We start from the raw sequence: 21,116 nt of genomic DNA, 5'->3' as shown, positions 1-21,116 counted from the left end.
CGTCATGCCAAACATACTCGACAAAATAATAGCCAACAAGAGGCGTGAAATCGAAGCCACGTGTCGGCTTCTCGGTGAAGAGGTCGCAATTACAACCGACCGCTCTACGGTGTCAATGAAACAGGCACTTATCGCAAGTCCGACCGGTATCATTGCCGAATTCAAGCGCCGTTCGCCATCGAAAGGTGAAATCCATCCGCTCGCGCTTGTCAACGAAGTCGTCCCCGCCTATGAGAATGCCGGAGCAAGCGCATGTTCGGTTCTGACCGACACGGTGTATTTCGGAGGTGCGTTGACCGATCTGGCCAACGCCCGCTCGGTCAGCAGTCTACCGCTCTTGCGAAAGGATTTCATCGTATCACGCCGACAGATAGCCGAAGCCCGGGCTTATGGGGCTGATGCGATATTGCTTATCGCTGCCGCACTTGAAGCAAATGAAATCGAAGACTTCACCGAATATGCGCATTCACTTGAGCTTGAAGTGCTTTTCGAAATCCATAATATTGCAGAGCTCGACAAGTATTATCCCGGAGTTGATATGGTAGGGGTCAATAACCGTGACCTGACAACATTCGCCACAGATCCGATGCTGGCCGAAAAAGTAGCAGGGGCGCTCCCCACCGATGTGGTCAAAATTGCGGAAAGCGGACTGACATCAATTGATGAAGTGGAACAATTGCGTGGTGCTGGGTTCAGCGGATTCCTCATCGGCGAAACATTCATGCGTCACGAACGTCCCGGCGATGCTCTCAGAAGATTTCTGGATGCGACTCTCTGACATAAATTCCCACCTATATAATATAAAGTGATATGGCTCTCTCAATCAAAATATGCGGTATGACCCATCCGGGGAATATAAGTGAAATCGCCGGGTTAGCTCCCGATTACCTCGGGCTTATATTCCACAGTCCGTCGCCACGCAACGCATGCGCGCTAAGACCTGAAGCCATCGAATCGGCGAGAGCCGGGATTAAACTGACCGGAGTCTTTGTCGACAGGCAGGAAACAGAAGTGCTGCAACTCGCCGAGTCATTCCGCCTGTCGGCCGTGCAGCTTCACGGATGTGAAAGTCCTGAATATTGCCGAAAACTTAAGGGTCGTGGATTTGAAGTGTGGAAAGCCGTCGGGATAGAGGATGAAAACGACTTTCTCCGTATGGAGAGATATGCCGGTTGTATCGACCGCTTTGTTTTTGACAGGAAAAGTCCGTCGCATGGTGGGACAGGAGTGAAATTCGATTGGCAGCTGCTCCGCCACTACCAGCTTCCCATAGGCTTCATGCTCGGAGGCGGCATAGGGCCTGACGATGCCGAAGCAATAGCGTGCATATCTCATCCACAGCTCGTCGGCCTTGACCTTAACAGCCGCTTTGAATCGTCGCCCGGCACTAAAGACTACCATCTTTTAGACAAATTCTTAACCAGAATCAGAAAATCATAAGATTATGAACAGAATAGACCGTCTTTTCAACGAAAAGCAATCCGACATACTTTCCATTTACTTCACCTGTGGCTATCCGCAACTCGACTCCACCGCCGATATCATCAAGGCTCTTGCCTCACGCGGCGTCGATATGATTGAAATCGGAGTTCCGTTCTCCGATCCGATGGCCGACGGCCCTGTCATACAGGACAGTTCGACAGTGGCTCTGCGCAACGGCATGAACCTTCGCCTGCTGCTCGACCAAGTCGAAGAAGCACGCAAAGAAGTGACCGAAACACCTATGGTGCTGATGGGCTACCTCAATCCCATGATGCAATACGGCATAGAACCTCTGTTCAGGCGCTGCAAGGAAATAGGGATTGATGCCATAATCATCCCCGACCTGCCGTTTCACGAATACATGCGCGACATCCGTGACCTTTGTCTGAAATATGAGCTTCCGATGATTATGCTCATCACACCTGAAACATCCGACGAACGCATACGTCTGATTGACGAGAACTGCGACGGTTTCATATATATGGTATCGTCAGCAGCCACCACAGGCACACGCGACTCATTCGGAGATGCGCAAATCGACTATTTCCGCCATGTCAATTCGCTTGACCTGAGACATAAGCGTCTGATTGGGTTCGGAATATCAAATCACTCGACTCTCAGCGAAGCCTTCACTTACTCATCCGGGGCAATCATCGGATCACTTTTCATAAAATGTCTCGCATCGACCTCAAGCCCGACTGAAGCCGTCGACAAACTCCTACTTGCAATCGGCAAATCATAGACTCAATTGTCACCGAAACGTCCGTCAAAAAACTCCGTGAGCATTTGGCTCACGGAGTTTTTTATCCATTAAATACCCGTGATTTACACCTGAAATCCACCTCCCATCCACGACTTCAGGTCATACTCCATCTCCTCAGCGCTATCATAATTAACACTTATATCATTAACGCACAGCAAATTCCGGCAACCGACGCCACCTTTATCACATTGATGTTACCTAACTACTAGGTATGAAAAAGCTGTTTCTACTACTTGCGGCCCTCATTACCACGTTTGCGGTAATGGCTCAGAACCAGACTGTTAACGGCACGGTGACAAGCGCCGACGGCGAGCCACTGGTTGGCGCGACCGTAATGGGAGTCGGTACTCAGATTGGTGCGGCGACAGATGTCGACGGTAACTTCACCCTGACCCTTCCGGCCAAAACCAAAAAACTTCAGGTGTCATACGTTGGCATGAACACCAAGGAAGTGAACATCACTCCCGGACAGAAAATGAACATCGTCCTCGACGGAACCAACATGCTCGACGAAGTCATCACCGTTGCATACGGCACGGCAAAGAAATCGGCATTTACAGGATCTGCCACAGTTATTGACGCAGCCGAAATCGAGCAGTCGCAGGTGACAAACGCCCTTAACGCTCTTCAGGGAAAGGCAGCCGGTACTCAGATATTCAATCAGTCAGGTCAGCCCGGAAGCGGACCGTCATCAATTGTCATCCGTGGTATCTCTTCGCTTAATGCAGGAAACGACCCTCTGATTGTGCTTGACGGTGTTCCATTCGGCGGATCAATCACAAATATCAATACTGCTGATATCGAGTCGATGACTATTCTCAAGGATGCCGCTTCAAACGCCCTCTACGGTGCGCGTGGTGCAAACGGTGTCATTCTTATCACTACAAAGAAAGCCAAATCAGGCTCTAATGCAATCGTGACCCTTGATGCAAAGTGGGGTCAGAACTCACGTGCGGTGCAGGACTACAACACTATTCAGGACCCGCGCCTCTATTTCGAGACCTACTACGGCTCTCTCTACAACTACTTCACCAACGAGCGCGGCATGAGCCCCACTCAGGCTTGGCAGACAGCTAACGCAAACCTGATCAACAGCTCTGACTATGGTCTTGGCTATCAGCCGTTCTCTTATCCTACAAATGAATACTTCATTGGTCGTAACGGAAAGGTGAATCCTCTTGCAACACCCGGCAATGTGGTTTCATATAACGGACAGGACTATTTCATTACTCCCGACAACTGGCTTGATGAAACCTACACAAAGAGTCTCCGTCAGGAATACAATGTGTCTGTCTCAAATTCCACTCAGTCGACAAATTTCTATGCTTCAATCGGCTACCTCAAGAATGAAGGTATCATCGCCAATACAGACTACGAACGTTTTACCGGTCGTCTCAACGCTGATTCTCAGCTCAAATCATGGTTGAAAGTCGGTGCTAACATGGCGTATTCACACACCAACAATAATGCGATGGGGTCAGACGGTTCTGCAACTGCCGTAAACAACCCTCTCGCCATCGCCACTTCAATCGCTCCGATCTATCCGATGTATATCCGCGACGGTAAAGGGAATATCATGACCAACTCTGACGGCATGATTCTCTATGACTACGGTCAGGGACAGAATGCAGGTCTCAGCCGTCCGAACGGTGCATCGTTCGGCAGCAACGGTGTGTCGGATGTCCTCTACAATACCAATAATACAGAAGGAAACTCAGTAAATGCCACAGGATATGCAGAAGTGCGCTTCCTTAAGGACTTCAAATTCACAACAAACAACACTGTATATGTGAACGAATATCGTGGCACAGCTGTCAGCAACCCCTTGACCGTCAACAACCTCAACGACGGTGGCCGTGTAATCAAGCAGCACCAGCGCTACATGACATATACCTATCAGCAACTTCTCAACTGGAATCGTAAGTTTGGTCTTCACGATGTAGGTGTGCTCCTCGGTCATGAAAATTCATGGATTAAAACAACTCTTCTCGGTGCAACCCGTACAAATATGTTCTCACCGGGCAATCACGAACTTAACGGTGCTGTGATTGACAACTCGATGGAATCATACACTACTTCATACGACAACGAAGGCTTCTTCTTCCGCGCTCAGTATGACTACGACAGCAAATATTTCGCATCAGCCTCATATCGTCGCGACGCATCCTCTCGCTTCCATCCGGACCATCGCTGGGGTAACTTCTGGTCGCTCGGCGGTGCATGGATCATCTCAAAAGAAGGATGGTTTGAATCAGCTCCTTGGGTTGACCTCCTGAAAATCAAGGCTTCGTATGGTGAACAGGGTAACGACAACATCGGTAACTACCGCTATACCAACAACTATACAGTTGTAAACGTCAATGGTCAGCCTTCGCTCTCGGCAAGCTCCGTTAAGGGCAATCCCAACATCACTTGGGAAAAGAACGGCAACTTCAACGCAGGTGTCGAATTTGCATTCTTCAACAACCGTCTCTCAGGTAGCTTCGAGACATTCTACCGCAAGACATCCGATATGCTCTATCAGAAACCGCTCGCTGCATCGTCAGGCTTCTCTAACCAGTGGGAAAACTTTGGTGACATGTCGAACACAGGTATCGAACTTGACCTTCACGGAACAGTCATTTCAACACGCGATTTCACTTGGGACCTCAATTTCAACCTTACATGGTATAAGAACAAGGTGACCCGTCTTCCCGAAACAAACAAGGGCAACTATGTCGAAGGTCACTACGGAACTGCATCACGCGGATTCTTCATTGCCGAAGGCCTCCCGATGTACACATACTACCTTGCTCAGTTCGCAGGTGTGGATCAGGAAACAGGTATGCCACTATTCTGGAAGAATGTATATAAGACCGATGACAACGGTGCGGTCATGAAAGACGCTGCCGGACATCCGATTATCGATTCACGTAAAAAAGTCAACTATAATGACGAACCGGACCAGTATCTCTGTGGCTCGGCAATCCCCAAAGCCTACGGCGGTTTCGGCACAGCCTTCACCTTCAAAGGATTCGACCTTTCGGTTGACTTCACCTATCAGATCGGTGGCAAAGTTATCGACGGCAACTATGACAGCTATATGTCAGCTCCTCAGTCGGGAACACGCGGTGCGACATTCCACGCTGATGTCCTCAACGCATGGACTCCCGAAAATCCCTCGGCAACAATCCCCCGCTTCCAGTTCGGCGACAACTTCCAGATTTCATCTGACCAGTATCTCACCGACGCATCTTATCTGAGCCTTCAGAATGTCAACTTCGGCTACACTATTCCCAAGAATGTCTGCAACAAGATTTTCCTCCAGAAAGTACGCGTTTACTTCAGCGGTGAAAACCTCTGGTTGTGGTCGAAGCGTCAGGGTCTTGACCCCCGTCAGTTCGCTCTCGGCGGTTTAAGTGTCGGCGGTGGTAACACTTACTATTCAGCCATCCGTACACTCTCAGGCGGTATAACAGTAACCTTCTAAATAAATTCTCGACTATTTACAATGAAAAATATATTGAAATCGCTTGCGGTCTTAGCCGTGGCAACACCTCTGTTGACGGGATGTATCGAAGAAACATTCCCAACCAATGGTGTGACTTCAGATCAGGTAGCCGGTTCGTCCAAGTCTCTTGAATCAATAGTGAAAGGTATGCCGGCATATATGAAACAGTGGCATATCTGGACCACAAATGTGTTTGACTTCGGTTATCCCTCGATAATAATCGCACAGAATGTCATGACCAATGACATGATCCAGCCATACACCGGCTATCAGCACTTTATGTACTGGCAGGAGGTAACAATTAATATCGACCCGACCTATCTTCTCTCACAGATTAACTGGTACTATCTGAACTTTCAGGTAAAGGCGGCCAACGAAGTCATCGGTATGCTCCCCGACCCGCAGAGCCCCGAACAGATTAAATATCTCGCCGAGGCACTCGCATATCGCAGCGCTACTTATATCGACATGGCCCGTATCTATGAGTTCCTTCCCAATGAGACTGTCAGTGGTGTCAACAGCGACGGTAACGACGTGACCGGACTGACCGTTCCCTATGTCACCCCCGACATGACAAGCGATCAGCTCAGCAACAACCCCCGTCTGCCACATGCCGCAATGTCGGAAAAACTTCTTGCCGACCTCACCCGTGCTGAAGAGCTCTTCAAGTCCACCACTTCTGCCCGCGAATCGAAGGTGTTCCCCGACCTCGCTGTAGTCTACGGTCTTATGGCTCGCGTGTATATGTGGGATGAGAACTATCCTAAGGCAGCCGAATATGCCCGCAAGGCTATCTCGACCGGCACAGGTTATGCACCTCTGACACAAAACGAGTGGTTTGACAAGACAAATGGTTTCAACAGCTCGAATTTCAATTCTTGGATGTGGGCCATTCAGTATGAGAGCAATGACGATGCCGTGACCACAGGTCAGTCATCGAACTGGGGCAGCTTCATGATTGCCGAATCCAACCTTGGTTACAGCGGTCAGTATGGCACAAACATGATGATTGATGCCTCGCTCTACGCTTCAATCGACAATGCCGACTGGCGTAAGCTCTCATGGAAAGCACCTGCGGGTAGCGCACTCTCAGGTCTCGAACCCTATATCTCTGCAAGCAAGGGCGCGTCACTCAAGGATTATGCAGGTATCAAGTTCCGTCCCGGCAGCGGTGTGGTCGACCAGCGTGCGACAACATTTGCTGTAGCTATCCCCCTCATGCGTATCGAGGAAATGTATCTCATCGAGGCTGAGGCTACCGCCCACACCAATGCTTCGCAGGGCAAGGAGCTTCTTGAAAACTTCATGAAGACTTACCGCTATTCAACATACTCTTGTCTCGCATCTGACACCGAGGGCGTTGTCGACGAATGCTTCAAGCAGAAACGCATCGAGTTCTGGGGTGAAAACGTGATTTTCTACGATTTCAAGCGTCTCAACAAGAGTGTGACACGTGGCTACGACGGTTCTAACTGGCCTGCTGCCGCTCAATACAACACCAACGGCCGTCCCGGCTGGATGAACTGGCCTTTCGTTGACTATGAAGGCAACTTCAACAAGGGAGTTGAAGGTTTCTGCAATCCTGCTGTCGGAGATAAATTTAAACCCGCTAATTAACAAGTAGACAATGAAACTATATAAATTATTTTCAGCAATCGGACTGATTGCAGCCATGTCGTTTACGGCATGTACTGATGAGGTCGACTACACACCCGCTCCTGAGGTCAGCACTCCCGGAGTATATTTCTCATCAGAGGAAGAGGTAAACTTCACCATTGACGCACAGGCCGGCGCACAGGTAATCACACTCTACCGCCTGTCAGGCGAAGGCGAGCTCACAGTTCCCATTGCCGCTGCCGGTGACACCGACAAGTTTACCGTTCCCGCAAGCGTGACATTCGCGAGCGGCGCCACTTCGGCCCCCGTCTCAATCACCCCGCTTGTCGACGCGATGGAAAACTTCGCCACCTACAGCCTGAACCTCACCATCGACGATGAATTCACATCGCCCTATATCCTCAACGCATGGGAAGGCACTTTCACATTTGCTGAGGGTGAGGAATGGATCACTATCGGAAACTGCCAGTATACCGATGACATGTGTGGCCCGCTTTTCAGCAATCCCTGTTTCACTTGGGCTGTTGAAATTCAGGAACACTACAACACTGCCGGACTCTACCGACTCGTGAACCCCTACGGATGTGCGACATCTCCGTTCAGAAGCTATTGCACTCTCAGCGAAAACTACGTTGTAGTCAATGCAACCAATCCTTCAAAGGTATTCTTCGGCGATAATCCAAATGCACGTACCACTACAGGTGTGGACATGGGCTATGGAGTCATGACCTTCGGTCTTCAGGCATTCGGTGCTCTCGCCGACGGCAAGATTACATGGCCGGTCAAGGGACTTGTAATTTATGATAACGACGGCGGCTATTATGCCAACCAGAGCGGAGCTTTCTGTATCGACCTTACAGGTCTCAAATAATTCGCTTTTAATCCCCCAAAAACAAACGGATGTGCCATGATGATTGGCACATCCGTTTGTTTTTCAGTCCATTCGCGTAAGATTCTACTGCGATAAATTTAGAATCGTCATATCCTCAAATAAAATGCGGGCCGGTCATTGCCGATCGGTCCGCATTCGCTATTTGTATGGATTCCATTATGTGTCAGCTTTTTCCTTTGGTCAGGACGAGGGTCATGACAGCGCAGATGATGAGGAAGATTCCGATTATTGCACGGACGGTGAGGACTTCGCCAAACAGAAGGACTCCGAACATGATACCTGTGATTGGTTCGAGAGCGCCGAGTATGGCCACGGGTACTGAGCCGATACACTGAATGGAGATGGCCACCGTCATGAGCGAAATAATGGTTGGGACTACTGAAATGCCTATGATGCAACCCCACGGAAGCCATCCTGAAGGAACAGGCTGCACGGCCGTGAAGAAATCAGTGCGCGCAGCAAAGACTATCATTCCGAAAAGCAGCGAATAGAATGTCAGAGTCGATCCTGAAAGGCGCCGTATGCGGCTCTTGTTGATAAGCACCATATAGAGACCATAGGAAAGAGCCGAGAATACGACGAGTGTCACACCTGTTGCTGTCACGTGTGCCCCTTCACCCGGGTTGCAGAGAAACACGACACCCGCGAGGCAGATGGCTATCGATATGATGGTCCACAGCGATATCTTTTCGCGGTAAAAGAACCATAAAATCAGAGCGATGAACACCGGCTCTACAAAAAGCAGCGTCGATGCAAGCCCGACGTCCATATAGTTGTAAGCCTCGAACAACAGAACGGACGACATGGCAAAAAATATGCCGAGGATGACCATGAGTGGCAAATCACGCCGTTCGAGCCGGAAACTATCGCCACGCATCCACATTATGACTCCGAGTATCATTGTCGCGAAAATATATCGGTAGAACAACACCGATGAGACATCCATCCCCATCTCATAGAGCGGGACGGCAAAGAGAGGGTTCGTGCCGTAGCTTACAGCTGCCACCGCACCGAGAATATATCCTTTGGTATTTTTTGTCATTACTGTTTCATTCTCATGAATGGGAGTAAAAGATTGTTGAGCTGGTTGTATTCAACGAGAAAACCGTCATGGCCGAAAGGCGAATGGATTTCGCCATAGACCGCTCCGGGGATTTTCGAGCAGAGTTCCTGCATCTCGCGCGGAGGGAAGACGATGTCGGTTTCAAGGCCGATGACGAGTGTGCGCGCTTTGATGCGCTTGAGGGCTTCGTCAAGACCGCCGCGTCCACGCCCCACATCGTGGGTGTCGAAAGCATTGAGGATGGAATAGTAGGAATAGGCATCGAATCTCCGGCAGAGCTTCTCGCCCTGATATTGCTGATAGCTCGACGCGCGGTGTACTTCGGGGAGTTCCTCCTTGTCGCGCTGGGTCAGATTGTAGCCATAGTAGCCACGGTAGCTCAACAGACCGATCGCACGCGCGGCAGCAAGACCTTTCCGGCCTGCGTCGGCCGACGGCTCGCCGAATGTATGGTCGGCCTCGATACACATGCGCATCGTTTCGTCGATAGCGATGGTCCACGGTGTGGCCACGGCATCTGTGGCCATCAATACCAGCCTATCGAAACGATCCGGTTGCATGACGGCCCATTCGATGGCCTGAAATCCGCCGACCGAACATCCCACCAGAGTGTCGATATGTCCGATTCCGAGTGCGTCGGCAAGGACGCGGTGGGCGTTAACGATGTCACGGATTGTATATTTCGGGAAATCCTTGTAATATGGCTTTCCCGTTGCGGGATTGGTGTGCAGTGGGGCTGTCGTCCCGTAAGGCGACCCGAGGATATTGGCACAGACCACAAAGTTATGTGCCGGATCAAGGAATTTACCCTCTTCGACCGTATGAGGCCACCAGTCCTGAACATCGCTGTTGGCGGTGAGTGCATGACAGACCCAGACGACATTGCTCTTGTCGTCGTTGAGAGTCCCATAAGTGTGATATGCGATACGAAGTTCATCAAGCTGACCTCCGAGTTCGAGCGCGAAAGGCTCGCTGTGGTGATAATAATTGACCATTTTTTCCAATTGACGCTATTAATGGCCACAAAGTTACGCATTTCGGAGGGGAATGCCGGAAAACACGGACTACAAAAATTCAGAAATCACAAAAATAACCTATTCTGCATTTATCCGCCGTATAAAATGCCGGATGACGGACAGAAAAGTCCGCATAAACGTAGAATCTGTTATTTTTGTGATTTCTGAATTTCCGTAGCTGTTATGTTTTTTCAGAAAGTGACGTTGTATTTGTCAAGAAGTTCAACGGGATGATACGATTCCTTGGCGTGACGCAGTCCCGGGTCGCCGACATCTTCCTCGCGGTTGATGTAGATTACTTCCGGATGCCGTTCGGTCATCATTGCAGCAAACAGCTTGTTGACCGTCTCGCCTGCGCCGACAATCTCGTGATTCATTTTCTCAATGTGAGTATAGAGCGTGTCGCCCTTCACCTCGCCGAGTGTGAAAGCCACGATTCCGTTGCCGGGAGTCGAAAGCACCGCCCCCTCGAATCCGTAGGCATCGAGATTGTCGAGCACATGCATCACCTGCGCACGTTCGATGTCGGCCAAAGCAGGTTTTGACAACGGCAGATGTGTGGCGTTGAAAAAATCCCTGACAGCCGGAAGCAGCTCCGGAGTCAGTGGCTCGAAGGTATATCCGGGGTTCTCTGCCTCGAAACGGTTGACGTGGTTGCGCTTCTTGTTGAGTTTTTTGCCGCCAAGAGTGGCAAGGGCTTGCGCGTCATACAGATAGTCGCTCCATCCGTCGAGCTTATCCACTGTCTTTGCGCCAAGAGCCTGAAGAGGTGCGACATAGGCTTCGGGGACAGCCGAAAATATGAGGTCGCAGCCTTCGCGGCGGCAATGTTCGAGCAAAATATTGACCGACTCCTCAATACCCATCTTGCCGACGGGGATTGAAAAAGCCGGTCGTGTAACGTCGTCTTCGGTCACACCCTTGATAAAGAGAGTGTCGTTGAAGATACAGTATTTGTAATCAAAATAGTCAGTCCACATGAACATACCGCCGACAGTGAAATCACACGTGCGGCAACATGCCTGTGAGAAAAACGGACGGAGCTTATCGACATCCGAAAGCGTAAGCGGCCTGAATCTGAGTTGACCCTCTCTGCGCGGACGCGCTGTGATGACAGCGGTGGTATAGCCTGCATTCTGGCGTGGCGTTATCATAATATAAATAGTTTGTGCGTTTTTTCATTATGATAAACGTTTCGCGCTTATGTGAGGTTCACACGCAGTCGTGCCTTCTCCGTCGCGATAATTCTTACTGACGGCCAGAAGTGGCTACTTCGCGGTTGATCTTGTTGACAAGACCCTGAAGCACCTTGCCCGGGCCAAGTTCGATGAACTCGTCAGCACCGTCGGCAATCATGTTCTGCACGCTCTGAGTCCAGCGGACGGGTGCGGTGAGCTGAGCCACGAGGTTTGCCTTGATTTCAGCGGGATCGGTGTGAGGCTTTGCGTCGACATTCTGATAAACGGGGACAACGGGAGTGTGTACCTCGGTCTTTTCGATGGCTTCGGCAAGTTCGGCGCGGGCAGGTTCCATGCAGGGTGAGTGGAACGCACCGCCAACCTTGAGGCGCATAGCGCGCTTTGCGCCGGCTTCCTTGAGCTTGACACATGCAGCGTCGATGGCTTCTTCTTCACCTGAGATCACGAGCTGACCGGGGCAGTTGTAGTTGGCGCAGACAACAACACCGGGAATCTCAGCGCAGATTTCTTCAACCTTTTCGTCGGGAAGAGCGATTACGGCAGCCATTGTCGAAGGCTTGAGTTCACAAGCTTTCTGCATGGCCTGTGCGCGGGCCGACACAAGACGGAGACCATCCTCGAAGCTGAGCGCTCCGGCAGCGACAAGTGCAGAGAATTCACCGAGCGAATGGCCTGCTACCATCGAGGGGTTGAATTCCTCGCCCATTGTCTTGGCAAGGATTACAGAGTGGAGGAAAATTGCAGGCTGTGTCACCTTGGTCTGACGAAGATCCTCGTCTGTACCTTCAAACATAAGGTCAGTGATGCGGAAACCGAGAATTTCATTTGCTTTCTCAAACATTTCCTTTGCCACTTCATTGTTGTCGTAGAGGTCTTTGCCCATTCCGACGAACTGGGCTCCCTGACCGGGAAATACAAATGCTTTCATAAATGAATGGTATATAATCTAATCTATATAATCTGATTGGAGGTGCAAAGTTACGGTTTTCCAATAAGATTTTAAGGTTCAAAAACCATTTTTAACATCAGCGCCTGCAATGCGGCGGAGTGTTTACTCGTTTCATCAATAAAAATTTACGTAACTTTGCAGATGTGCAGGCAGTCTGCGTCGGTGGATTGTCAATCTTAAACCATCTTTTATCCTTATAACCACAATGATACCTTGCTTCCTTAATTTCGGCACAGGCGAAATGATTATAATTTTTTTCGCCATAATCCTGCTCTTCGGTGCGAAACGCATCCCTGAACTTGCACGCAGCATGGGCAAGGGAATAAGCATGTTCAAACAGGGCATGAACGAGGCTGTCGACCAGATAAAGGAAAATCCCGATGCCCGACAACAGTCGGCCGACTCTGCCACGGGCAATACACAAACCAAAAACGAAGCTGACAGGAAGTGAATTCCGAGATGGGATTCTGGGATCACGCTGAAGCTCTGCGCGGAGTCCTGCTCCGTGTGGCGGGGCTTCTTGTCGTGTTGACATGCGTGCTTTTCGCCGCAATGCCCTATATCTTTGATTCAGTGATTCTCGCCCCGTGCAAGTCTGATTTCATTCTCTACCGATGGCTCGCCGAGCTGCCCGGTTCGACACTGCTGCCCGACTCGGCTACTGACACCCACGACATCGAACTCATAAACATCAGACTTGCATCGCAGTTCTTCATCCACATGTCCACATCGTTCTGGCTTGCCGTGGTGCTGGGATTCCCTTTCTGTGTCTATCTCCTCTGGGGTTTCATCGCTCCGGGGCTTTACGAGGAGGAGAAGCGCGGGATGCGGACTGCATTCATCTTCGGCAACATGATGTTTTTTCTCGGTGTTGCCACGGGCTATTTCATAGTCTTTCCGCTGACATTGCGCTTCCTTGCCGACTATCAGCTGAGCGCCCTGATACCGAATCAGATTTCGCTTGACTCGTATATGGACAATTTTCTCATGCTCATCCTCGTCATGGGTATAGTGTTCGAACTGCCGCTGGTGACATGGCTGATCGGCAAGACCGGCTTCCTCTCACGTGCATTTTTCAGCCGTTACCGCCGTCATGCTATTGTCGCCCTTCTTATCGCCGCCGCAGCCATCACTCCGAGTGGCGACCCGTTCACGCTTATGGTTGTCTTCCTCCCATTATACTTACTATGGGAACTTTCAGCCTTTACCGTGCCACACGCTTCGCAGCCTGAGGCTGTATGCAACGTGGAACAACCGCAATAACCTCCCGATAATATCCTCTTCGGAAAAAACATCATTGAAAAAACATAAATAAAAAACGAACCGTGCATAATACATACTATGGATTATGCATTATAAAAAAACGAACATGAAAATAGGCATAATCGTGGCCATGCAGAAGGAACTGGCCCTGATACTTCCTCTTCTCTCTGACCAATCGACCGTAACTCGCGGAACAGTGACCTATCACTGCGGAAAAATCGGTGAAAACGAAGTGGCCGTGATGCAATGTGGCATCGGCAAGGTCAACGCGGCCATAGGCGCAGTGAGCCTTATTGACGCTTTCGGTCCGGAACTCGTCATCAACACCGGCGTTGCTGCCGGAGCAGGCGACGAAGTGGCTGTGATGGATATTGTCATCGCCGACCGTCTCGTGCACCACGATTTCTGGTGCATCGGCGAGGAGTGGGGCCATGTCCCCGGTTGTCCGCTGTATTTTCCGGCACGTCTGCCACAGCTCGGAGGAAACGAGGGCGTGAAACGCGGATTGATTGCCTCGGGCGAGCTTTTCATATCTTCAAAGGATGAAATCGACACTATCCGCGGACATTTCCCCGACGTGATGGCCGTCGATATGGAGTCGGCCGCTATCGCTCAGGTCTGCGACCAGCGTGGCGTTCCGTTCATGTGTCTGCGCGTCATCAGCGACACCCCGTGGTGTTCCCACGACAATTCACGCCAGTATGAAGACTTCTGGACCGAAGCTCCCCGCAAATCGTTTGAGATTGTCAAAGAAATTATTTTTAATGTGTAATCTCCTGACTACGATGAATAAGATTCCGAGTTTCACAATTGACCACAACCGTCTGCTGAGAGGCATCTATGTCTCACGGCGCGACACCACTCCTTCTGGCGACGTCATAACCACATTTGACGTGCGCATGACAGAGCCAAACCGCCAGCCCGCACTCACTCCCGAATCGCTCCATGCGCTCGAACACCTTGCGGCCACTTATCTGCGCAACAATCCCCACTGGAAAGACCGCATAGTCTACTGGGGGCCGATGGGATGCTGCACCGGCAACTATCTCATCGTTCAGGGTGAGCTTGAAAGCGCCGATGTTGTAGACCTCCTGCGTGACACGATGGACTTTGTGGCCAACTTTGAAGGTGAAGTTCCCGGCGCAAGTCCCCGAGACTGCGGCAACTGGTCGTTCATGGATCTCGAACAGGCCCGAAAGGATGCCCGACGCTATCTCCACGAAGTCCTTGCCGACATCAAGCCGGAAAATCTCGTCTATCCGCAATAAAACAATGCAGTGACACGGCAACTTATCGCCGTCCGTCGTCACTGTTTTTCTCATGTCATGCGTGCCTAAGGCCACGCCCCGTTCCACCCCATATCCATTGATATGAAAGATCTCAAAGGTATAAGAGGTAAATACTACATCGCATCGCTCATCGAAGAAGGTGAGCATGAACATCAGGATTTTAAATTCGCCATTTCCGACGCGCGAAAGATTGCACGCAGCATCTCGGCTTTTGCCAACAACGACGGAGGCCGTCTGCTTGTAGGTGTCAAAGACAATGGTGTTATTGCCGGAGTCCGCAACGAGGAAGATATATATGTCATCGAGCAGGCAGCCGAGATGTATTGCCGGCCGGCTCAGGGAATCCGGGTGACCGCTTTCCGTACCGAAGGCGACAAGACAGTGTTCCGCATCGAGATTGACCGCTCTCCGGAGCGCCCGGTGGTAGTGCTTGAAGCCGACGGTTCGCGCCGTGCCTACTACCGCGTCAAGGACGAAAACATCCTTGCGCCCGAACTGATGGTGCGCGCATGGATGGCTTCGGCTACTTCGGAAGGATGCGTCATTTCATTCTCCACGGCTGAAAAATCGCTTGTCGATATGCTCGACAAAGGCCCTGTGGCTGTTGAAGATTTCATGCTCTCGGCCCATGTTTCGCGGGCTGCAGCCGAAGACACCGTCATCCGTCTACATTCGATGGGGCTGATTGACTTCCATTACAATGGCAAGACATTCCTGCTGACCCACCGGAATGAACCGGAATCAGAGGAAAAGTAGAGTTTACGTCAAAATAACAAACCGAACAAGAGGCATCCGGACAGTCCGGATGCCTCTTGTCGATTATGGAAGAATGTCATATCCAACAGTTTCAATTATTATCCTTGGAGACAGGATATATTGAAAATAAGCGGAGACGGCTTAACTGCCGTCTCCGCTGTTATCTAAATGAATGTCTCATTGACATTCATTATTTTAGAGACAAATTAATAGTTGTCGGGGATATCAGGATTGTTCCAGCCGGCGACAGCACGGTTGTTGTTGCCTTCAGTCTGAACGATTACCATGTTCATCCATGCAGGACGGCCGACGGTATTCTTGCGAGAATCCTCATAGAAGTTTGTACCCTCGTAGTCACGGACCACAGAGTAGTTGAGACGCTTGATGTCAAAGAGTGTATGACCCTCGCCCCAAAGCTCTACTCGCTTCTGGAATACGATTTCCTCTACGACTTCGTCAAGAGCTGACACAGAGCATGTGTAGTTGGGATCGCGGTAAGTCTGCATGAATTTCTCAAGTTCTTCCTTGCCTTTTGCAGGATTTATGTGGGCGAGTGCTTCAATGTAGATGAACCACATTTCCTCGACACGCATTACAGGTACTGCAGTTGCTGAACCCTCATTCGGGTCAGTTCCATTTCCTGCACCCGGGCGGAACTTGATAGATCCATAGGGGAAATAGTTGACATAGTAACCACGGTCTCCCTCATTGACCAAGGGGAAGTCATACACGAGACTGGTCACGCCGGGAGTAATCCAAGAAAGCTTACGGAAGTCTGTGTCAGAAATACGGGCATACATCTTGGCATCGACAATCGGACATGCACCGACACCTGCATAACCATATTCTGCTTCGGGGCTCATCATAGAAGTCCAGTTACAGATACCTGTCGCAACAGCATCGTTTTCCTTCTCGAATTTCAGACCCCACATCCAAGATGTATTGTCCATCGAGTTGAAACCGGACTTAGGATTGATCCAAGCATCCTTCGTAAGAGGAGTGCAGCCACTTGCGTTGATAGCCTTTTCAGCATACTCGGCAGCATTGGCATAATCCTCTACCCATGTGTAAAGGCGGGCAAGAACACCGTAGACGCAACCGAGATCAGGAAGCAGACGAGTGCCATAGCTTGCGTTGCTGATATATTTCTCGGCATACTGAAGGTCTGCAAGAAGGAAGTCGAACATTTCCTGACGTGTTGCACGCGGATTGTTGCGGGCCTCTTCCTCGGTAGTGTTTTCAGTTACGATAGGCACTGTTAAGTTAGTGACATCATTACCGTCGATAGTTATAGCCGAAGTGTTGTTGTTGGGAAGGAACTCATACCAGCGGGCCATGTCGAGATAAGTCATCGCACGGAATGTGAGTGCTGTCGCACGTGCACCCTTGCTGTAGTCATCCTCTACATCGGCATGATAGATGCCGAGAGCCTTGTTGCAAGCAAGCACTTGCTGTGTATAGTAGTTCCAGATACGCTGAACCGAAGCATAGTTCTGGCCAAGATATACAATCTGGGTATAGTTGCTCCACTGGTTGTAGTTGAGACCGATGCCGAGAACAGACATGTCGCCTGTCATGCAGTCACGGATGTGCATCATGGACGAGTATCCGAAATCACCGTGCCACTCTGCACCTGTTGTGTTCCAGTTAACCATGAAACCTGACATGGCATACATCATAGCCTCGCCTGCCTTTACTGAAGACTCAAGCTGATCCTGTGTAACATTGCTTGTAGGATAAACCTCTTCGATACATGAGGAGAATGTGAGGCCTGAAGCTACAGCAAGAAGGAGTGTTGATTTAAATATAGCTTTCATTTCTTGTTGTCTGCTGATTAGAATGAAATATTAATACCACCGGAGATAGTACGGATAGGCGCATAGTATGCGTTGGTCACAGCACCGGTGATTGACTGACGGGGATCGAGACCCTTACGCTTTGACCAGATAGCTACATTGTCGCACGAGAGATAGAAACGGATTTTCTCTACGTCAATCTTCTTGGTTGCCTTGCTGGGAAGGGTGTAACCGAAGTTGATGTTCTGAAGTGCGAGATAAGATGCGCTGGTGAGGAAGCGGTCGGAAGTCGATGACACATACTGGTCATTGTAGACCATCTGGGGAATGCTTGAATTCTTGTTTTCGGGAGTCCATGCGTTCAAGAGGTCCTTGTGCATCGCACGGCCGCGCGATGATCCGTAGGGGCTTGACATAAGGCCTGCATAAGTTCCGTCATACACCTGACCGCCGAGCTGATAAGTGAAATCAATGGCAAAGTCAAATCCGTAAGTGTTGAACGATGTGCCGAAACCACCGTAAGCATCGGGCAGAGCTGTTCCGCAAAGATAGAAATCGGCGTTGCCATAGGTCTTGGTTGTAACGATGTTGCCGGTCAGCTTGTTTTCGGCGTCACGTTCGTTCATGTACCACATTGATTCACCGGTTTCCTTGTCAATTCCGGCAAATCTCTTGATACGGAATGTATAGAGCGATTCACCTTCACCGTAGAAATAGCTGCCTGAGCTATAGCCGTCAACACCGTCGACAGTCATAGTCTTGCGCTCTTCGGGCAGACGGGTAATCTTGTTCTTGTAGAAAGTGAAGTTGAGGTTGGCAGACCAAGTGAAGTTACGTGTACGGATGATGTCGCCGCGGAGGTCAAGTTCGAAACCGGTGTTGGTCATGTCACCGATATTGTCATAATAAGAGGTGTAGCCGTAGCTCGGGGGGAGCGGGAACGAGAAGAGCATGTCGGATGTCTTGCGGTAGAATCCTTCGACTGTACCTGAGAGACGTTCGTTGAAGAAGCTGAAGTCAACACCATAGTTGAGGTTACCACCCTTTTCCCAAGTGATATTCTTGTTTCCGAGAGTGTTGGGCTGAGCAGCAGCCTGACCGCCTGAGTTCACGATGGTATAGGTGTTCACATAACGGAAGTTACCGATGTTGTCGTTACCCTGTTCGCCATAAGAAACCTTAAGCTTCAACATGTCGACCCAAGGAGCCTGGAAGAATGCTTCCTTGTTGATAATCCATGCTGCCGATGCCGACCAGAATGTACCCCAGCGGTGTTCGGGATCAAAGCGAGAAGATGCGTCACGACGGAGCGACACGCTACCGAAGTATTTGCTGTCGTAATCGTAGTTCACACGTCCGAACCAGCCTTCGTTGTTATATTCAGTCTGATAAGAAGAGTTACCGTTTTCAATCACAGCGCCATCGAGCTCCTCGTTGGAGGGGAGAAGCATGTTGGAGCGTGAAGCATACATGTAAGAGTATTTGTTCCAATAGTTTTCGTGACCGAGAAGCACATTGATGTTGTGTTCACCGAACTGACGTGCCCAGTTGAGCAACTGCTGGTAAGTGTAGTCGATACGACGGGTAGAATATTTGCTTACAATACCGTTTGAAGATGCGTACTGACCGAAGAACGGGTTTGTCACGTTGGTTCGACGCTGTTCGTAAAGATTGACAGTGTTGTTTGTGGTGAACTTGAAGTCACGGAGGAAACGGATTTCAGCATAACCGGTAGCGGTCATTGCATTACCGTCATATTTGCTTACATCGAGGATGTTCTGTGACAGCGGGTTGGCCTGAGAGAACACAGGACGTGAGGGAAGTCCGAGTCCCATTCCGTCACCGTAGTCATACATTGTGTTACCGTTGACATCTTTAAGGATATTACCTTGTGCGTCACGTACATAGAGAGGATAGATAGGAGCGAGCACATTGTTCACAGCGAAGATATTGCCTGAAGAAGCAGAGCTACCGTCATCACCGTTGAACTTTGATTCATAGTGGGTGTAGCTCATGTTTGCTCCGACTTTGAGCCAGCTCTTGGCCTGAAGGTCAGCAGCCAGACGGCCGGTGAAACGCTCGTAGTCAGAGTTGACAGTGATACCTTCGTTGTTAAGGTAGCTTGCCGATGCGTAGAAAGAACCCTTGTCAGAGCCCTGCGAAACGCTAAGGTTATATTCCTGACGGAGAGCGTTCTTATAAGCAGCGTCGCTCCAGCTGTCAGGAGTGAGAAGATATTGCTCTCCGCTTTCAGCTGTGAAGATATTGCCGAGAGTCGCATTGGGATTAAGCTTGAAACCGTCAACAAGCATATTCTCACCTTCGGGAAGAGTGTAGACATTATATCCGAGCATTGAGATAAGATTGCTGTTGGCATATGCGAGAGCTTTTGCCTCGTCATAACCGCCCACGTTCATTGCATAGTTGCCTACTGCGCGACCGAATGTCTCGTAGTAGAGTGCGGGAGAACTGATTACGTCATAATCGCTGACAGCGCGTGAGTTCTGACCCCACTTGGCATCGAAGGTCACGCGGGCGTCGCCCTGCTTGCCACGCTTGGTTGTGATAAGGATGACACCGTTTGCACCACGTGCACCGTAAAGAGCGTTTGATGCAGCGTCCTTGAGGACTGTCATTGATTCGATATCCTGAGTAGAGATGTTGTCAAGACCTCCGTCATAAGGAGTTCCGTCAAGCACGATGAGCGGAGATGTTCCTGCATTGATTGAAGAGATACCGCGGATAAGCACAGCGGGCGAAGAGTTGCCGGGTGCGCCTGAAGCAGAGTTGATCTGCACACCTGAAACCTTACCTTTAAGCGCGTCTACCGGGTTGGTCACCTGCACGGCTTCAATCTCAGAAGCGTCAAGCACAGAAGCCGAACCGGTGAATGCCGAGCGTTTTGCCGTACCGTATGCGACGGTGATGACTTCGTCGAGCATGTTGGTTCCGTCGAGGACGATGTTCATTTTCTGTCCGGGAGTGATGTGCACTTCCTTGGTGTTCATGCCAACGTATGACACCTGAAGTTTTTTGGTTTTGGCCGGAAGGGTCAGGGTGAAGTTACCGTCGACATCTGTCGCCGCACCAATCTGAGTACCGACTCCCATTACGGTCGCGCCAACCAGTGGCTCGCCGTCGGCGCTTGTCACCGTGCCGTTAACAGTCTGGTTCTGAGCCATTACCGCAAACGTGGTGATGAGGGCCGCAAGTAGTAGAAACAGCTTTTTCATACCTAGTAGTTAAGTAACACTCATGATGTCTTATCGGTATGCGATATTGTAATATTCTTATAATTAGCTGTTTATGCGGCTTGTAAATGTATCTTCGAGACGGCTTGGATGACATTTCTCGGGGATAAGACGTATAAAATCTGTGTAAATGCTGGGGATGTGGAGAGAAAAAAGGATTGGCCGGTGTAACTTTATGTGTAGTCTCTACGTCTTAGAATTATATCCGGGAGTGTTAAGAGGGTGTTTAATAACAATAGTTAAAATCTGAGTGGTGTATCTTTTAGGTAAATTGTAGTAAGCGAGGAAGG

At 50.1% G+C, this 21,116-nt stretch carries 17 protein-coding genes; 11 read left to right on the top strand and 6 right to left on the bottom strand.

Features of this window, described 5'->3' with window-relative positions:
- Nucleotides 1–4 precede the first annotated feature (4 nt).
- From trpC to QZ311_RS03865, 6 genes are all read left to right on the top strand, one after another.
- On the top strand, nt 5–778 hold the full coding sequence (gene trpC, locus QZ311_RS03890) for an indole-3-glycerol phosphate synthase TrpC (protein ID WP_297064195.1): 774 nt from the start codon (nt 5–7) through the stop codon (nt 776–778).
- Between the two features lie 32 nt (nt 779–810).
- Entirely contained in the window at nt 811–1,440 is a 630-nt protein-coding gene (locus tag QZ311_RS03885; RefSeq protein WP_297064192.1) for a phosphoribosylanthranilate isomerase, read from the top strand.
- Between the two features lie 4 nt (nt 1,441–1,444).
- A complete protein-coding gene (gene trpA / locus QZ311_RS03880; RefSeq protein ID WP_297064188.1) occupies nt 1,445–2,224 on the top strand; it encodes a tryptophan synthase subunit alpha in 780 nt (259 codons plus the stop codon).
- 232 nt (nt 2,225–2,456) lie between these two features.
- Nucleotides 2,457–5,714 (top strand): TonB-dependent receptor, encoded by a 3,258-nt coding sequence (locus QZ311_RS03875; RefSeq protein WP_297064186.1) that lies wholly within the window; start codon nt 2,457–2,459, stop codon nt 5,712–5,714.
- A gap of 21 nt (nt 5,715–5,735) precedes the next feature.
- Complete coding sequence (locus QZ311_RS03870) at nt 5,736–7,352, top strand: RagB/SusD family nutrient uptake outer membrane protein (protein WP_297064183.1); 1,617 nt, start codon at nt 5,736–5,738, stop codon at nt 7,350–7,352.
- Nucleotides 7,353–7,362: 10 nt separating this feature from the next.
- The gene (locus tag QZ311_RS03865) at nt 7,363–8,223 is read left to right on the top strand and encodes a hypothetical protein (RefSeq protein WP_297064179.1); all 861 of its coding nucleotides are present in this window, start codon (nt 7,363–7,365) and stop codon (nt 8,221–8,223) included.
- Nucleotides 8,224–8,407: 184 nt separating this feature from the next.
- On the opposite strand, the gene QZ311_RS03860 is transcribed toward QZ311_RS03865, so the two are convergent.
- The 4 genes from QZ311_RS03860 to fabD form a co-directional block, all read right to left on the bottom strand.
- On the bottom strand, nt 8,408–9,286 hold the full coding sequence (locus QZ311_RS03860) for an EamA family transporter (protein ID WP_297064176.1): 879 nt from the start codon (nt 9,284–9,286) through the stop codon (nt 8,408–8,410).
- Entirely contained in the window at nt 9,286–10,302 is a 1,017-nt protein-coding gene (gene metX / locus QZ311_RS03855) for a homoserine O-acetyltransferase (RefSeq protein WP_297064173.1), read from the bottom strand. Before metX ends, QZ311_RS03860 begins: the two co-directional genes overlap by 1 nt.
- Before the next feature lie 212 nt (nt 10,303–10,514).
- A complete protein-coding gene (locus QZ311_RS03850) occupies nt 10,515–11,477 on the bottom strand; it encodes a phosphatidylglycerol lysyltransferase domain-containing protein (protein ID WP_297064170.1) in 963 nt (320 codons plus the stop codon).
- A gap of 94 nt (nt 11,478–11,571) precedes the next feature.
- The gene (fabD, locus tag QZ311_RS03845) at nt 11,572–12,450 is read right to left on the bottom strand and encodes an ACP S-malonyltransferase (protein ID WP_297064166.1); all 879 of its coding nucleotides are present in this window, start codon (nt 12,448–12,450) and stop codon (nt 11,572–11,574) included.
- A 226-nt stretch (nt 12,451–12,676) separates the two neighbouring features.
- Here fabD and QZ311_RS03840 point away from each other — a divergent pair, with 226 nt between their 5' ends.
- From QZ311_RS03840 to QZ311_RS03820, 5 genes are all read left to right on the top strand, one after another.
- Entirely contained in the window at nt 12,677–12,922 is a 246-nt protein-coding gene (locus QZ311_RS03840) for a twin-arginine translocase TatA/TatE family subunit (RefSeq protein WP_297064164.1), read from the top strand.
- Between the two features lie 8 nt (nt 12,923–12,930).
- Nucleotides 12,931–13,734: a twin-arginine translocase subunit TatC gene (gene tatC, locus QZ311_RS03835; protein WP_297064160.1), complete on the top strand. Its 804-nt coding sequence runs from the start codon at nt 12,931–12,933 to the stop codon at nt 13,732–13,734.
- Between the two features lie 106 nt (nt 13,735–13,840).
- On the top strand, nt 13,841–14,506 hold the full coding sequence (locus tag QZ311_RS03830) for a 5'-methylthioadenosine/adenosylhomocysteine nucleosidase (RefSeq protein ID WP_297064159.1): 666 nt from the start codon (nt 13,841–13,843) through the stop codon (nt 14,504–14,506).
- 13 nt (nt 14,507–14,519) lie between these two features.
- Nucleotides 14,520–15,002 carry an S-ribosylhomocysteine lyase gene (locus QZ311_RS03825; protein ID WP_297064157.1) on the top strand — a complete coding sequence of 161 codons (483 nt, stop codon included), beginning with the start codon at nt 14,520–14,522 and terminating at the stop codon, nt 15,000–15,002.
- A gap of 102 nt (nt 15,003–15,104) precedes the next feature.
- On the top strand, nt 15,105–15,779 hold the full coding sequence (locus QZ311_RS03820; RefSeq protein WP_297064153.1) for an ATP-binding protein: 675 nt from the start codon (nt 15,105–15,107) through the stop codon (nt 15,777–15,779).
- A gap of 206 nt (nt 15,780–15,985) precedes the next feature.
- Here the strand turns inward: QZ311_RS03820 and QZ311_RS03815 are convergent, their stop codons facing one another.
- Together QZ311_RS03815 and QZ311_RS03810 are read right to left on the bottom strand one after the other, a co-directional pair.
- On the bottom strand, nt 15,986–17,596 hold the full coding sequence (locus tag QZ311_RS03815) for a RagB/SusD family nutrient uptake outer membrane protein (RefSeq protein ID WP_297064150.1): 1,611 nt from the start codon (nt 17,594–17,596) through the stop codon (nt 15,986–15,988).
- Between the two features lie 17 nt (nt 17,597–17,613).
- Nucleotides 17,614–20,808, bottom strand: coding sequence for a TonB-dependent receptor (locus QZ311_RS03810; RefSeq protein WP_297064148.1), 3,195 nt, complete (start codon nt 20,806–20,808; stop codon nt 17,614–17,616).
- Between the last annotated feature and the right edge of the window lie 308 nt (nt 20,809–21,116).

Source organism: uncultured Duncaniella sp. (assembly GCF_910578445.1).
In the GTDB taxonomy this organism is placed as follows: Bacteria; Bacteroidota; Bacteroidia; order Bacteroidales; family Muribaculaceae; genus Duncaniella.
This window is presented reverse-complemented; position numbering and strand designations above follow the sequence as displayed.